10 protein-coding genes are annotated in these 14,742 nt (G+C 58.0%); 7 read left to right on the top strand and 3 right to left on the bottom strand.

Going from position 1 to position 14,742, the window contains the following annotated elements; all coding sequences use genetic code 11:
- Nucleotide 1: 1 nt before the first annotated feature.
- The 3 genes from F4Z81_03190 to fusA form a co-directional block, all read right to left on the bottom strand.
- Nucleotides 2-970, bottom strand: coding sequence for a dipeptide ABC transporter ATP-binding protein (locus F4Z81_03190; GenBank protein ID MXW04055.1), 969 nt, complete (start codon nucleotides 968-970; stop codon nucleotides 2-4).
- 15 nt (nucleotides 971-985) lie between these two features.
- Nucleotides 986-1,966 (bottom strand): ABC transporter ATP-binding protein, encoded by a 981-nt coding sequence (locus F4Z81_03185; GenBank protein MXW04054.1) that lies wholly within the window; start codon nucleotides 1,964-1,966, stop codon nucleotides 986-988.
- Nucleotides 1,967-2,050: 84 nt separating this feature from the next.
- A complete protein-coding gene (gene fusA / locus F4Z81_03180) occupies nucleotides 2,051-4,132 on the bottom strand; it encodes an elongation factor G (protein MXW04053.1) in 2,082 nt (693 codons plus the stop codon).
- Nucleotides 4,133-4,351: 219 nt separating this feature from the next.
- Between fusA and F4Z81_03175 the strand changes: the two genes are divergently transcribed.
- From F4Z81_03175 to F4Z81_03145, 7 genes are all read left to right on the top strand, one after another.
- Nucleotides 4,352-7,099: a PDZ domain-containing protein gene (locus F4Z81_03175; GenBank protein MXW04052.1), complete on the top strand. Its 2,748-nt coding sequence runs from the start codon at nucleotides 4,352-4,354 to the stop codon at nucleotides 7,097-7,099.
- Nucleotides 7,096-7,749 (top strand): response regulator transcription factor, encoded by a 654-nt coding sequence (locus tag F4Z81_03170; protein MXW04051.1) that lies wholly within the window; start codon nucleotides 7,096-7,098, stop codon nucleotides 7,747-7,749. The genes F4Z81_03175 and F4Z81_03170 overlap by 4 nt, the downstream gene beginning before the upstream one ends.
- A gap of 203 nt (nucleotides 7,750-7,952) precedes the next feature.
- Nucleotides 7,953-8,588, top strand: coding sequence for a response regulator transcription factor (locus tag F4Z81_03165; GenBank protein MXW04050.1), 636 nt, complete (start codon nucleotides 7,953-7,955; stop codon nucleotides 8,586-8,588).
- A 172-nt stretch (nucleotides 8,589-8,760) separates the two neighbouring features.
- Nucleotides 8,761-9,687: an ABC transporter ATP-binding protein gene (locus tag F4Z81_03160; protein ID MXW04049.1), complete on the top strand. Its 927-nt coding sequence runs from the start codon at nucleotides 8,761-8,763 to the stop codon at nucleotides 9,685-9,687.
- The gene (locus tag F4Z81_03155; GenBank protein ID MXW04048.1) at nucleotides 9,684-10,736 is read left to right on the top strand and encodes an ABC transporter permease; all 1,053 of its coding nucleotides are present in this window, start codon (nucleotides 9,684-9,686) and stop codon (nucleotides 10,734-10,736) included. Before F4Z81_03160 ends, F4Z81_03155 begins: the two co-directional genes overlap by 4 nt.
- Nucleotides 10,737-10,792: 56 nt before the next feature.
- Nucleotides 10,793-13,204: an FtsX-like permease family protein gene (locus F4Z81_03150; GenBank protein ID MXW04047.1), complete on the top strand. Its 2,412-nt coding sequence runs from the start codon at nucleotides 10,793-10,795 to the stop codon at nucleotides 13,202-13,204.
- 42 nt (nucleotides 13,205-13,246) lie between these two features.
- Nucleotides 13,247-14,629, top strand: coding sequence for an HlyD family efflux transporter periplasmic adaptor subunit (locus F4Z81_03145; GenBank protein MXW04046.1), 1,383 nt, complete (start codon nucleotides 13,247-13,249; stop codon nucleotides 14,627-14,629).
- Nucleotides 14,630-14,742: the final 113 nt, after the last annotated feature.

Raw genomic sequence — 14,742 nt, 5'->3', positions numbered from 1 at the left:
CTCAGGCGTAATGGCAGGCCACCCAATGGCCGCTGTCGTTCTGTTTGAGTTCCGGCTCGTGCTCGGCGCAGTCGGCCTTCGCGATGGGGCAGCGGGGATGAAAACGACAGCCGGAGGGCGGGTTGACCGGACTGGGGACGTCGCCCGTGAGCTGAATGCGCTGCTTCTGACGCCGCTTGCTGATTTCCGGTACGGCGGAAAGCAGGCTCTGCGTGTAGGGGTGCTGGGGGTTGTCCGTCACCTCGTCGGTCCGGCCCGCCTCGATGAGCTTGCCGAGGTACATGACCCCGATGCGGTCGCTGATGTGGGCGACGACGGCCAGGTTGTGGGCGATGAACAGATAGGTCAGGTTCAGCTCGCTCTGCAGGTCCTGGAGCAGGTTCAGGATCTGGACCTGGATGGACACGTCAAGGGCGGAAACCGGCTCGTCGCAGATGATCAGGCTCGGGTTCAGCGCGATGGCCCGGGCGATGCCGATCCGCTGCCGCTGGCCGCCGCTGAACTCGTGGGGATAACGGTCCACGTAGGCCTCGCCCAGTCCCACCATCTCGAGGAGACTGACCAGCCTCGTCCTGCGTTCCTGCCGGTTGCCCACACGATGGATGTCGAGGGGTTCCTGAACAATGTTCCCCACCGTCATGCGCGGGTCCAGCGAGGCGTAGGGGTCCTGGAAGATCATCTGGAGCCGCTTGCGAATGGGCTTCAGGTCATCCTCGGACATGTCCGCCAGGTCGTTGCCTTCGAAGAAGACCTTCCCCGCCGTGGGGCGGTACAGTTGCAACACGGTCAGTCCCAGGGTGGACTTCCCGCAGCCGCTCTCGCCCACCAGGCCGAAGGTCTCGCCGCGATTGATGGAAAAGGAGACGCCGTCCAGGGCCCGGACGGTGCCGCCTTCCTCCTTGCGGCCCATCCCTTCTTCCAGTTCGAAGTGCTTGACTACGTTGTCCAGTTGCAGCAGAGGCTCGTTCAACGCGTCCTCCAGGGTTTAATACAGCCAGCAGGCGCAGTCGTGCTCCGAGGCCACGTCCTTCAGCGCCGGATCTTCCTCGCACCGGTCGAAACGGCTCGGACACCGGGGCGCGAACCGGCAGCCGGGCGGCAGCTGGATCAGGTTCGGTGGCACGCCGTCGATGGGTTCCATGCGTTCCTTCACCGTGGGACCCAGCTTGGGCACGGACTGCAGCAGCCCGTGGGTATAGGGGTGCTTCGGATCGTCGAGCAGCGTGTCCACCGGCCCCGATTCGATGATCCGGCCGGCGTACATGACGATCACCCGGTCGCACACCTCGCCCACCACGCCGAGGTCGTGGGTGATGATGACGACGGACATGTTCAGTTCTTCCTGGAGCTTCATCATCAGTTCCAGGATCTGCGCCTGTATGGTGACGTCCAGCGCCGTGGTCGGCTCGTCGGCGATGAGCAGCTTCGGGTTGCACGCGATGGCCATGGCGATCATGACGCGCTGCCGCATCCCCCCGCTGAACTGGTGGGGGTAGTCGTTCAGGCGCTGCTCCGGACTCGGGATGTTGACCATCTGCAGCAGTTCGATGCTGCGATCCGTGGCCTGCTTCTTGTCGAGGCCGAGATGAAGCTGTAGCGGTTCCCGCAGCTGCCACCCTATGGTCAGCACCGGGTTGAGCGACGTCATGGGGTCCTGGAACACCATGGAGACGATATTGCCCCGGATCTCCTGCATTTCGGATTCGGGAATGGTGCGCAGGTCGACCGCGGGTTCGTCGGCGCCGGGCCGGAAAAGGATGTTGCCGCTGACGATGCGGCCCGGGGGGCTCGGGATGAGCCGCATGATGGAAAGCACCGTGGCGCTCTTGCCGCAACCGCTTTCCCCCACGATGCCCACCGTTTCGCCTTCCGCCACCTCGAAACTGACGTCGTCCACGGCACGCACCGCACCGCCGCGGGTGAGGAAGTGGGTCGAAAGGTTATCTACTTTAAGTAAAGGATCCATTTATTCAGACTTTCGTGCGTCGGTCCGGCGACTCGCGGCACATGTTCGTGCCGAGACCTTCCCGCCGCGCTTACTACGCCGCCGCTATTCCTCTTCCAGGGCCTTGGACTCTTCGATGACCTTGGTTTCGATTTCCCTGGGCATTTCCTCGTAGCGGACGAATTTCCGCGCATGGCTTCCGCGACCGTGCGTGATGGACCGCAGCACGGTGGAGTACCGATACAGTTCGGCCAGGGGCACTTCCGCCCGGACCACCTGGTTACTCCCCCGGGGCGACATGCCCAGGATGCGGCCACGCCGGCTGGAAAGATCGCCCATTACGTCGCCCATGTAGTCTTCGGGGACGACCACATCCACTTCGTAGATCGGTTCGAGCAGGACGGGACGGGCTTCCAAGAAGGCCTTCTTGAACCCCATGGACGCGGCGACTTTGAAGGCCATTTCGGACGAATCGACGGTGTGGAAGGAGCCGTCGTACAGCGTGGCCTTCAGGTCAACCACCGGATACTTGGCGACCACGCCCTCCACCATGGCTTCCTGGATGCCCTTGTCCACGGCCGGAATGAACCGGCTGGGGACCGCGCCGCCGACGATGCCGTTGTCGAATTCGTACCCTTCACCGCGCTGCCTGGGTTCCACGCGCAACCAGACGTCGCCGAACTGGCCGCGACCGCCACTCTGCCGCTTGAACCGGCCCTGGGCCTCGGACTTGCCCTTGATCGCTTCCCGGTAAGGGATGCGCGGCTGCACCATCTCGACTTCCACGCCGAAACGGCGGCTCAGGCGCTCTACGATGAGGTCAAGGTGCATTTCACCGGCCCCGGCCAGGATCAGCTGCTTGATCTCGGAATTGTACCGGAAGGTGAAGGAGGGATCCTCTTCGTGAAGCCGGGAAAGGCCGGTACTGATCTTCTCCTCGTCGTCTTTGCTCTTCGGCAGGATGGCCACGTTCGCCACGGGCTCGGCGAAGTCCACCCATTCCAGGCCGAAGGACTTCTGCCGCGTACCCAGGGAGTCGCCGGTGTGGGTGTCCTTCAGTTTCACGGTGGCCCCGATCTCGCCGGCGCGGATGACGTTCAGTTCATTGCGGGCGTGACCGTTGGTGTGGTAGATCTGGCCGAACCGTTCCGACGTGTTCTTCGTTGAATTGTACACGTCGCCGCCGTGCTTGATTTCTCCGGAAAAAACCCGGAAGTAGGTCAGTTCCCCGATATGGGCCTCGGAGACCGTCTTGAACACCAGCGCGGCCAGCGGGCCGGACGGATCCGGGTCCAGCGCGACTTCCTCGCCGCCGCTCGATGGGGTTGCCGACACCGCCGGACGGTCCGCCGGAGAAGCCATGTACGCGGCCGCCGCGTCCATCACGCCGGAGACGCCGATGTTTGCAGAGGCGCACGTCGCCAGCACGGGGAAGATGGCGCCGTCCTTCACCCCCTTGCGCAACCCTTCGAGGAGCTGCTCATCGGTCAACGCGCCTTCTTCGAAGTAGACCTCCAGCAGTTCGTCGTCGGATTCCGCCACGGTTTCTACCAATTTTTCCCGGTGTTCCTCCGCCTGGTCGGCGAGGTCTCCGGGGATCTCGGAGCGCTTGCCCTTGCCGTCGCCGCCCACGAACGTCACCGCCTTCATGGCGACCAGGTCGACGACACCCGAGAATCCATCGGCCTCTCCAATCGGAATCTGGACAGGAACGGCCTGCGTGCCGAAGCGTTCCTGCAGGCGGCCCAGCGCGTCGTAGAAGTCGGCGTGTTCCTTGTCCAGGAGATTGACCACCACCATGCGGGGCAGGCCGTACTGATCCGCGTATTCCCAGGCGCGCTCCGTCTCCACCTCGATGCCTTCGATGGCCTTGACCACGATGGCCACGTTGTCGGTGACGCGCATCGCGCAGTGCACTTCGCTGGTGAAATCGGAATAACCCGGGGTGTCGAGAATATGGAGGTCGTGGTCGTTCCACTCGCAGTACAGCGGCGTCAGGTTCATGGAAATGCGGTGTTCGATCTCTTCCTCGCGGTAGTCCGAAACCGTGTTGCCGTCGTCCACGCTACCGAGCCGGTTCGTGGCGCCGGTGTTGAAGAGCATGGCTTCCGCCAGGGAGGTCTTGCCGCTCCCCCCGTGGCCCGCGAGGCAAATGTTTCTGATTTTTTCGATGTTATATTCCTTCACGAACACCCCTCCTCTTCGGGACTGCGCTTTCCTTAGTATTACGCTTTTTTCAGTAAGATCGTCTGTACGACCGTCAACTTTCAGGGAAAACTCTAATATGTTGCGATCCGGCTTCAGGTGTCAAGGTTTTAGGCCATTGCGCCAGACTGATCCCATCACCCATAGTTGACATCAACCCGCTGGTCGACTATGTATGTAATTACACCATTGCATTGAAATATGGCAGGATACGAAGATTCCGGTTTGCGGCATCTCGTTTGTCCGTTGCCTACTCATCCATGTAGCCTACCGTTGAAACCTCTAAAAACAATCGGACTGCGTTACTTTTTGCTCAGCACGCTTGTCGTTGCGCTATGCGCACAGATGGGTCTGGTCGTGTGGACGCTGGTCCGGTTTACACAGATCGAGCACTGGTCGCCGGGCATCCAGTTCTTCGGAAATGAAATGATACAGACGAAGGGACTGACGAAAAGCGCGGTGAACAATCTGCAGGAGGGCACGTGGTTCCATCTCGTTCGCATACGCGAGGACGGCGGTATTAAAGTCACGCAAGTAGACGCGGACAGCCCTGCGGACAGAGCCGGATTGCGACCGGGCGATTTGGTGATCTCCATCGATGGGACGGATCTCAGGACACGTCCGGAAGCCTATTTCCAGGCGCGTTTGCGGAGCAAGCCCGGTGACCAATTCAATCTCGCCTGGCTTCGCGACGGCAATATGCAAAACGGTATCCTCACGCTTGAGGCCACAGAACATGTACGGTACGCCGTCGAGGTCAATCAGGAGGAACTCGTACTGAGCGCAGGCGCGATGACCTGGTTCCAGCGAGGTCCCTATCTGATCTTTCCAATGGTCCTGCTGGTCTTCGGAACGTGGATGGGGTTCAGGCGTCCAGGCAATAAAACCGCTTTTCAATGCGCCTTGCTCTTTCTCGCGACAGCGCTCTCCGTGTCGCCTGCATTCCATCCCATGATCGCCGGTTGGCCTGATTGGATATTATCACTCAGTATATTCGTCATTACCCTGGCTTACTTCCTTGAGTTCTGGCTCCTGTTCAGCATCCTGACCGTATTCCCAACCGAAACCGAACTCGGATCATGGATGCGAAAACGGGCGTCGTGGATTCTGATACCGTTCTTCGCCTGGATCGTCCTTCGAATTATCTATCTTCTAAGTCTGACCAATGGCTGGAACAGTGATTCGATACAAACCATCATCTCTCTGGTTGAATCCGTTCCAGTCCCTGCGTTACCCGTTCTTGTTGTTTTAATAGCGGCCTGCCTGCTTCTCGCCCAACGATCCGTCGCGCGTCGACAGCAGTACACGCGCCTGCAGTTCATCAACGTCGGATTTGTGTCAGCCTTCGTTTTAGCACCGGTTTGGACCATAACTCAACCAGGCACACTCATGGTCACATGGGTTATGGTACCGCTGCAAGGTGCCATATTTCCGTTGCTCGTCTGGTTGCTCGATCATGTTGTCCTCGTCGGGTTGAAGTGCATTTTGCCGCTCTCCTTTGCATATTCAGTGCTGGCTCACCGGGTATTCGGCCTCAGGTTCATCGTCGGAAAAAGCCTTCGGCAATTTATATCCAACCAGGGTGTGAATCTCCTGCTGAGTCTCGGGTTGCTCCTGATTATCTATGAAACGATAACGTTCGCGGCTACTGGTGTAGAAGTCTCCGACCTGTTGATTATGGTTGTTACCGCGGGATTCATCCTGATACTCGTCGGAGGCTGGACCCTGGCAAAACCAGCCGTCATCCGGTTTATAGACCGATACCTGTTTCGTGATGAAATCGAGAACCGGCAGCGACTCTTCAGGCTCAGACGCGAGTTAACGCATTTTCAGGATCGAAACGCCCTTCTTAATGGTACAGGAAGTGAACTGCTCGAGGTGCTGGACATCTCATATGTAGCAATCTACCTCAACGATGGACCTCGGAAGTCGATATCGGTTGCCTGGTACGACGTAAACAAGAAGTTCAACAGTGAGCCCAAAAAAGACCAAGCCTTCTTCAGTGCGTCAATTGGCCAAATCGAAGCGTTGTTGAAGCTGATGTCTCCAGAACGACCATTAGTCGAGTCTGAAGACCCTTATGTCCGGAATCGGGTTTCAGATCTCGGTTACGAACTCATCATCTTACTACGTGGTGAATTGCATACTCAAGGTTGTATCGCAATTGGAGCCAAAGTCTCGGAAGAGCCCTTTACCGGCGAAGAAAAAGAACAGTTACTGGTACTGGCTGCCGAGTTGGAGATGGTGCTGAAAAACATAAAGGCAAATACATCGCTGAGAATGCAGACACAACGCCTCAAGAGACTTTCCAACCGACTCATCAACATTCAGGAATCTGAAAGACGTCGGCTGGCGCGGGATCTCCATGATGATACCGGACAGGCGCTTACGGCGCTGAAAATGAGCCTGGAGATAACCCGGAACGAGTTGTCCGGGAATACCGATCACACTGCAGCACGGCTGAATGACGCTGTAGTACTGGCCGACGATACGCTGGAGAAACTACGTGCGATCTCCCATAATCTTCGTCCTCCGACACTGGATACAGTCGGGCTGAATTCAGCATTGGAAGGACTTTGCAAGCGTTTCACGCAACAAACTCAGATACCGGTCTCATACGTTGGCATGGATACTACAGCGATCTCGAATCCACTCGATATCTGCCTGTATCGTATACTGCAGGAAGGGCTGACGAACTGTGCCAAACACGGACAAGCCTCTCACGTTGATGTAAGCTTGAAACGCAATGGTGAAGTGGTGCAACTATCAATACAGGATAACGGCCAGGGCTTTGATCTTGCAGATACACTTTCCGATCAGAATGAAACAGGAATCGGTTTGATCGATATGCAGGAACGCCTCGAATCGCTGAACGGCCGTATGAAGGTGCACTCGAAACCAGGCGCGGGAGCCCGTCTGGTCGCTACCATTCCTCTGGAGGAGAAATGATCAGGATCGTTATAGCCGACGATCACCAACTGGTCCGTCAAAGCATCGTATCGCTGATCGAAAAGGCCGAGGACATGGAAGTTGTCGGCGAAGCGGCCGATGGTCACGAGACACTGGACCTTGTACAACGGAAGAGACCGGATGTAGCCATGTTGGATATCGCCATGCCGTTGCTGAACGGTATCGAGACCACGCGGCGGATTCAGACGCTATCCGTCGATACCCGCGTCGTCATACTATCCATACATTCGGAAGAGGACGTGGTTCGCCAGGCACTCCGATGCGGGGCCAGCGGGTATCTCCTCAAGAACTCCGTCGTGGAGGAACTCCTGATCGCTGTCCGGTCCGCCAACAAGGGCGAAATCTATCTTTCTCCTTCGATTGCCCAAACGGTGCTATCGGGATTCCTGCAGACGGAATCGACGAATGAGTCATCTACCGTTCTGGAGCAGCTTACATCCCGCGAACGGGAGATACTTCAGCTCATCGTCGAGGGACATACCAACCAGGCCGCCGCGGAGGTCCTGAGCATCAGCGCCAAGACCGTGGAAAAACACCGTGCGATCCTGATGAAAAAGCTGGAAGTCCACAGCCTGCCGGATCTCATACTCGTAGCGCTCAAGCACCGTCTCGCCTTCCTGGATGAATGAGCCGTTGTCTTTCCCCGAACGGTAGTGATCCGGTTGGCCGCAGTCCACCTCTATCACCTTCTTCAACCCCCTAAGACCGTCCGAAAATACGGAACATAGGGAAACACCCTATGGAATTTTCTCTTTTTCAGTGTTAAAATTGAGCAAGAGTCGGATTAATCTGAAGCCAACATTGGGACGGCAGGACGAATCACGGAACACACATGATACGAGTGATCATAGCAGACGATCATCACCTGATTCGGCATGGCCTTCGGGATCTGCTCTCGAAGGAACCCGATATTCAAGTAGTCGCCGAGGCTACGGACGGCCGGGACGTGATGGATGTTGTGCATCGAGTTCGGACAGACGTCATCGTGATGGACGTCGAGATGCCCGGTATCGGCGGTATAGAAGCGACAAGGAGGATACGCGCGTCGTTTTCCGAGATCCAGGTGGTCATGATGTCGATGCATTCGGATCCCGAACTGATCCGGAAAGCGCTGGACAACGGCGCCCGGGGCTACGTGCTAAAGAAATCAGCCGGCGAAGAGTTGGTCAAAGCGATACGTACAGTCTGCAGGGGCGTCACGTACCAATCCCGGGCCATGGATCATGCCGATGACCAGTATTGGGAGAACCCCCAGGGTACGCCGCCCCGGCTGACTCCCCGTGAGCACGAAGTCCTTCGACTGATCGCATCGGGACGATCCAATCGGCAGATTGCTGAAACCATGCGAATTAGTGCAAAAACCGTGCAAAACCATCGCATCAATCTGATGGCGAAACTAAACACGCACAGTCTCCCCGATCTGATCCGATCGGCCATCAAACTTGGTCTGATAAATCTGGAAGAATGAGCACGTTCGTTTAAAGCAGACGCACCACCCCGTCCAAGACCGGCATCAAGTTTTTCTTCGATTCCGGTTAAAAAACCCGCGAAATAGGGATACACCCTATAGAAATCCGGTCCGGCTTTCCGTTCCTTTATGGGTAGATGCTTCAGACCAACTTGTGAAGGAGGCGGATCAGATGAATTCCAACAACTTCGCCATACGGACCGAATCCCTCACCAAACACTACGGCCGCATCGTAGCCGTGGACGGGCTCTCGCTGACGGTGCCGCGCGGTCAGATCTTCGGACTGCTTGGTCCCAACGGTTCGGGCAAGACGACCACCATGGGTATGCTGCTCGGACTCGTGAAGCCTACCTCGGGCCGTTTCAGGCTGCTGGACGCCGGCATCTCCCACCGGGAAGCCCTGCGCCGCACTGGCGCCATCGTGGAGACCCCCTGTTTCTATCCCGACCTGTCCGGCCGAGACAACCTCGCCTACTTCCAGGGCATATCCGGGAAGAGCAACCGCGAAGAATTGAGCGAACTGCTTGAAAAGGTGGGGCTCGGCGGTCGCGCGAACGACCGCTTCCGCACCTACTCCCAGGGTATGAAGCAGCGGCTGGGACTGGCGTGCGTCCTTCTCGGCGACCCCGAAATCCTGTTTTTGGACGAGCCCACCAACGGCATGGACCCGGAAGGCATGGCCGAAATCAGGGAGTTGATCCGAAGCCTCGGGACCGGAGGCCGTACCGTGCTCCTGTCGAGCCACCTGTTGCACGAAGTCGAGCAGGTGTGCGACAGCGTCGCCATCCTTTCACGGGGCAGACTCGTCGTCCAGGGCCGACTCGACGACCTGGTCCACTCGCTGGCCGCGAATCAGCTTCGCGTTCGTACCACCGATAACGAAAAAGCGATGGAAATACTGTCCGCTCTGGAGTGGGTCGGGGAGATCACCGTGGAGGACGGAAAAATCCTGGTTGCGGTCCCCACGGAACGATCGCCGGAACTGACTGCAGCCCTCGGCCGCTCGGACGTCTACGTCGCCGAGATGTCAGCGGAGCAGATGTCCCTGGAGCAATACTACTTCAAAGTCACGGGCAGCAGTGAAGGGGAGGACTCATGATACGCCGAATACTGCACCTCACGCGATGGGAGTTGTTCAAACTCCGGCGGCTACGGATGCCCTGGATAATCCTGGCCGTGCTTGTCATGCTCAACCAAATCTATTTCTGGGTCGCCTACACCACGATGTATGATTCCGCCCCTGCCGATCAGTACGTCGTCGTCTCGGTACCGGCGAATGCGGGCGAAGAGGAGTCGGTCATCCGGGTTTCCTGTGACGACATCGAGGATGGGACGGTTGATTCCCTTCTGACGGACGTTCCAGACGAGTTCCGGGAACAGGCCCGGCAGGAAGTGGAAACTCTCCGGGAGCGGTGTCCCGAAATCCGAGACCAGTTTGAAACCGGAAGGCAACGTTTCGCGAATCACTGCATCCTTCCGGGCAGTCTGGCCAACGGTTTGAAATCCGTTAAGGATACCGTGCTCGTCCTGGTCATCATCCTGGCCGCGTCCTTTTTCGGAAGGGAATACACTCTGGGAACCTTTCGGCCGGTAATGAGTAGAGGCGTGAGGCGCTGGGAGTTCCTGGGCGCGAAGGCGCTGTCGATAGCGCTGACGTCAGGCGCCGGGTTGCTCATCTTGTCCCTTGTGGTCGTGGTCAGCAGCCTGGTGGCGGCGCTCCTGACCGGTGAAGACCTGATCACCGCGGATGCCGGCCAGTGGTCGTCCGCGGCGGTGTTATTCGGCAAGGTGATCTGCATACTGCTTCCATACATCGTGGTGTCCCTGTTCTTTACGGTGTTGACGAGCTCGGGGACGGCTGGCGTTTCGATCACGCTGGTGCATCTCTTATTTGAGATTCTAACCGTCAACCCTCTCATCGCGCTGTTCAGTCCGAACGTCGGCGACTACATGCTCGCGCCCAACGTCATGATGGTCTCGCAGATCGATTTCGTGCTGCCCGCAAATGAAGGCGCAAGCGTCTTTGCCTCCTTTGTTGATTTGTACCTTAATCCACTCCTCGTCATGTTCGCCTACACCGTCGTGACCGGTGCGGCCGCGTTCTGGCTCTTCCTCCGCCGGGACGTGACGGGGCCGAGGGGGGAGTGAGTCCAGCTTTGAAGAGACTGAATTCGTGACATAAACCTGAGGTACGGAGGTGTGACATGATACGCAACTACATTACGACAGCCATACGGAATCTTTTGAAACACAAGGGGTATTCTCTGGTCAACGTAATCGGTCTCACCCTTGGCCTGGCGGGATGCATCCTGATGCTGCTCTACATTCGGTACGAAACCAGTTATGACGATTACAATTTGAAGCAAGACCGCATGTACCGGATTGAAGGCAGTATCTTTTTTGGCGGCACCGAGAACAAGACCGGCACAACGCCATCGGCCTGGGGCCCCGTGTTACTTGCCGACTACCCGTCCATAGAAAACTTGACCAGGCTGCGGCCGTTGTCTGAACAGCAGTTGGTACAGCTTGAAAACAGGTCGGTACGCGGCAAGGCGTCTTTCTTTGCCGATTCGACCCTGTTCGACGTCTTCACCGTGCCCCTGGCCAGAGGCACGCCCGCCACGGCCCTGACCAGACCTCATACGGTCGTCCTTTCGGAATCCATGGCGAATACATGCTTTGGCGAGACGGATCCCACGGGTTCTCCGATCACCCTGGACCTGGGGAAAGGCAACACGCTGCCGCTGACTGTGTCGGGCGTCGTGTACGACCTTCCGGAGAATTCTCACGTGCACTTCGATTTCCTGATCTCCTACGTCACGCTCGAGTCATTGGGTTGGGGCGAGCCCGCCAACATGCAGGATCAAGGTCTCAATTACACCGTCTATACCTACCTCCTCTTGCGAGAAGGGTATTCCGCCTTGGAACTGGACGAGCAATTGCCCGATTTCATCGAAAGATACCTCGGAGATCGACTGCGGGCTTTCGGCGCCGAAGCGAATCCCTATCTCCGGCCTGTCGGTGAAATACACCTGTACACCTACGATTTGATGCAAGGAGGCGGCACCGGGGATATCCGCACCGTCTATGTCGCCTTCCTTCTGGCGGCCTTCATACTGGTGCTCGCCTGTGCCAACTTCGTCAATCTGACGACAGCCAGGTCGATGAGTCGTGCGAGTGAAGTGGGTATGCGAAAGGTGCTGGGCGGCACGCGGGCTCACGCCATGCTGCAATACATGGGCGAATCGGTGTTGTTGACTTTGTTCGCCCTGGGACTGTCCATCGTGTTGCTTCAGGCGCTGCTGCCCTCTATCAACAATCTGTTCAACCAGCACATCATCCTGGAATTCACGACGGACACGATGCTGATGCTCGCGGGTGTGGTCCTGCTCGTCGGGATGCTCGCGGGTACCTATCCCGCGTTCGTCATTTCTTCCTTCCTGCCGACAGCCGTGTTGCGGGGCTCGTCTGTATCCGGGACCACTGGCGCGATCTTCCGCAGAATACTCATCGTGTTTCAGTTTACCGTCTCAGTCGTCCTGATCATCGGCACGTGGACGATCTCGGATCAGCTTGACTACATAATGAGCGAAGACCTGGGGTTTGAGCAAGGTGGCGTCGTCATCATCGATCTGCCGGAGCGCGGCTATGAGGTATTCAGAAATAACTCGCTCAGACATCCCGAAATCCTGGCAATGGGACGGTCGTCCACGATCTTTGGAGAGGCGTTTTCCATCGGTGGAGTAAAGCTGGAGGGCGTTCCGGATGACCAGCTAACCCCTTTTCAACGTTTCAGTGCAGATTACGAATTCTCCGATGTACTGGGGCTTGAGTTGGTTGAAGGGCGATTTTACGCTCGGGAGAAGTCTACGGACGCCGATGCGTGCCTGATCAATGAGACGGCGGTCCGCGTCCTGGGTCTGCAAGATCCCGTCGGTACGGAACTTTTAGGGCCGGACAAGTTAGACAATGAGTGGGTGCGGTGCGAGGTGATTGGCGTCGTACGGGATTTCAACGTGGAATCGTTACGTCAGGGGATTCATCCCATGAGGATCGCTTTGGCGCAATACGGGGGTCAATACGGTTCTATTGTAGTCAAGATCGACAGCGGTAACGAGGCAAACGCGCTCCGCATCCTGAGGGACCAATGGAACCAGGTCTACCCCGATCTTCCGGAGCCGGAGTTCGCGTTAATGACAGACAAGGTAGCCGGGCTTTATGAAGACGATCACATCCTCCGGACCGTTTTCACGGCAGGATCTACCGTATCGATTCTGATCGCCTGCCTCGGGCTCCTGGGCCTGTCCGCCTTCATGGTCCAGCGCCGCATCAGAGAGATAGGCGTTCGTAAAGTGATGGGGGCCACGGTCGGCCAGGTCGTTGTCCTCCTGTACCGGGAATTCACGCTGTACGTCCTCATCGCGTGGGTTGTCGGCATCCCTTTGATCTACTACATGGCGGATGTGTGGCTGCGCGACTTCGCCTATCGCATCGAACCAAGTCCGTTGACGTTCATCTTCGCCGGCGTCGTCGTGATGCTGGTTACCTGGTTTACCGTGGGATTCCAGACCGTGAAAGCGGCAGAGACGAACCCGGTTGAAGTACTCAGGGGATAAGTAGGAATCACCCTATGGAACCGAATCCTCATTCCGGCTATCATGCCGGTAACACAAGGCGAAAATCGCAGTCATGATGAGGAGGACATTATGGAAAAGTCAACGCAGCACGGTGGGAAACCGAAGGGGCTGGTGGAGATGTTCACGGCGGAGGAGCCCAAGGAACAGCACGGCACGATGGATCGCAGGATCGAGAGGAAGCGATTTACGCCGCGCAGGATGGCACTCGGCGGCTTGGCCGTGCTGATCCTCGCATTCGCGGCGTACGAGCTTTCGGCCATCGACTCATCCGCATTGAATGTCGACGCGGGCAAGCTGACCACGGCCCCGATCACCTACGGTCCCTTTCTGGAGTACATCGTCGAGCAGGGCGCGGTGATGCCGCTTACGACGATCTACCTGGACGCGGTCGAAGGCGGTCGCGTGGAAGAGGTCTACGTGGAGCAGGGTGCGCATGTCGAGGAAGGCACGCCGATTCTGCGGCTATCCAACGCAAACCTGCAGCTCAACGTCATGCAGCGGGAAGCCGAGCTTTTCCGCGAAGCGAACCAGCTCAGGCAGACGCGGGTTACGATGGAACAACGGCGACTGGAGATGCGGTCACAACTGGTGGAGCTGGACTACAATCTCCAGCAGGCGGAGCGGGAACACGCGCGGCAGGCCGCGTTGCTGGAAGCGGATCTGGCCTCACGGCAGGAGTACGAAGAGGCCAGTGACAATCTCGAATATCTAACGCGCAAGCGGGCCGTCACAGTGGAGACGCTTCGCCAGGATTCGCTCTTCCAGGCGGTGCAGATCCAGCAACTAGAGGAATCCATCGACCGGCTGCAACTGAACCTGGACATGGTGAAGGAGAATGAGGAGAACCTGACGCTACGCGCGCCTATCAAGGGGCTGCTCTCCTCCCTCGCGGCCGAGGTCGGGGAATCGAAAGCCCGCGGCGAAAGGCTCGGCCAGATCGATGTGGAGGGCAGTTTCAAGGTGCGTACCGCGATCGATGAGCACTACATCGCCCGCATCGGAATCGGCCAGGCGGGGTCCTTCGATTTCGCCGGGGGGACCTACGAACTAGTGATCCGACGGGTGTATCCCGAGGTGATCGACGGCCAGTTCGAGGCGGACATGGAGTTTCCCGGAGGGATGCCGGACGGCCTGCGCCGCGGGCAGACGCTCCAGATTCGCGTAGCCCTGGGGGAACTGGCCGACGCCCTGCAGGTGCCCCGGGGCGGGTTCTACCAGAAGACGGGCGGACGCTGGATCTACGTGCTGGATCCCACGGGCGAGGTCGCCGTGCGGCGGCAGATCCGGCTCGGCCGGCAGAACAGCCAGTACTTCGAAGTGCTGGAAGGGCTCGAAGAGGGCGAGCAGGTCATCACCTCCATGTATGACAACTTCGGCGACATGGAACGGCTGGTAATGAACTAGTATGTGTGCAGCGTACAACGATAAACCGCAAAGGGGGCATGTGATGATAACGACACAACATCTCAAGAAACTCTACGCCACCGAAGAGGTGGAGACGACGGCGCTGAACGACG

It is taken from the genome of Gemmatimonadota bacterium (assembly GCA_009835325.1).
Taxonomy (GTDB): domain Bacteria; phylum JAAXHH01; class JAAXHH01; order JAAXHH01; family JAAXHH01; genus JAAXHH01.
The sequence above is the reverse complement of the archived record's forward strand: the minus strand, read 5'-3'. Positions and strand labels throughout refer to the sequence as shown.

What these genes read in the sequence shown, in the direction of transcription:
- F4Z81_03185 (MXW04054.1), bottom strand. Translation starts at nt 1,966, where the DNA reads ATGGATCCTTTACTTAAAGTAGATAACCTTTCGACCCACTTCCTCACC.
- F4Z81_03175 (MXW04052.1), top strand. Translation starts at nt 4,352, where the DNA reads ATGGCAGGATACGAAGATTCCGGTTTGCGGCATCTCGTTTGTCCGTTG.
- F4Z81_03170 (MXW04051.1), top strand. Translation starts at nt 7,096, where the DNA reads ATGATCAGGATCGTTATAGCCGACGATCACCAACTGGTCCGTCAAAGC.
- F4Z81_03165 (MXW04050.1), top strand. Translation starts at nt 7,953, where the DNA reads ATGATACGAGTGATCATAGCAGACGATCATCACCTGATTCGGCATGGC.
- F4Z81_03160 (MXW04049.1), top strand. Translation starts at nt 8,761, where the DNA reads ATGAATTCCAACAACTTCGCCATACGGACCGAATCCCTCACCAAACAC.
- F4Z81_03155 (MXW04048.1), top strand. Translation starts at nt 9,684, where the DNA reads ATGATACGCCGAATACTGCACCTCACGCGATGGGAGTTGTTCAAACTC.
- F4Z81_03150 (MXW04047.1), top strand. Translation starts at nt 10,793, where the DNA reads ATGATACGCAACTACATTACGACAGCCATACGGAATCTTTTGAAACAC.
- F4Z81_03145 (MXW04046.1), top strand. Translation starts at nt 13,247, where the DNA reads ATGCCGGTAACACAAGGCGAAAATCGCAGTCATGATGAGGAGGACATT.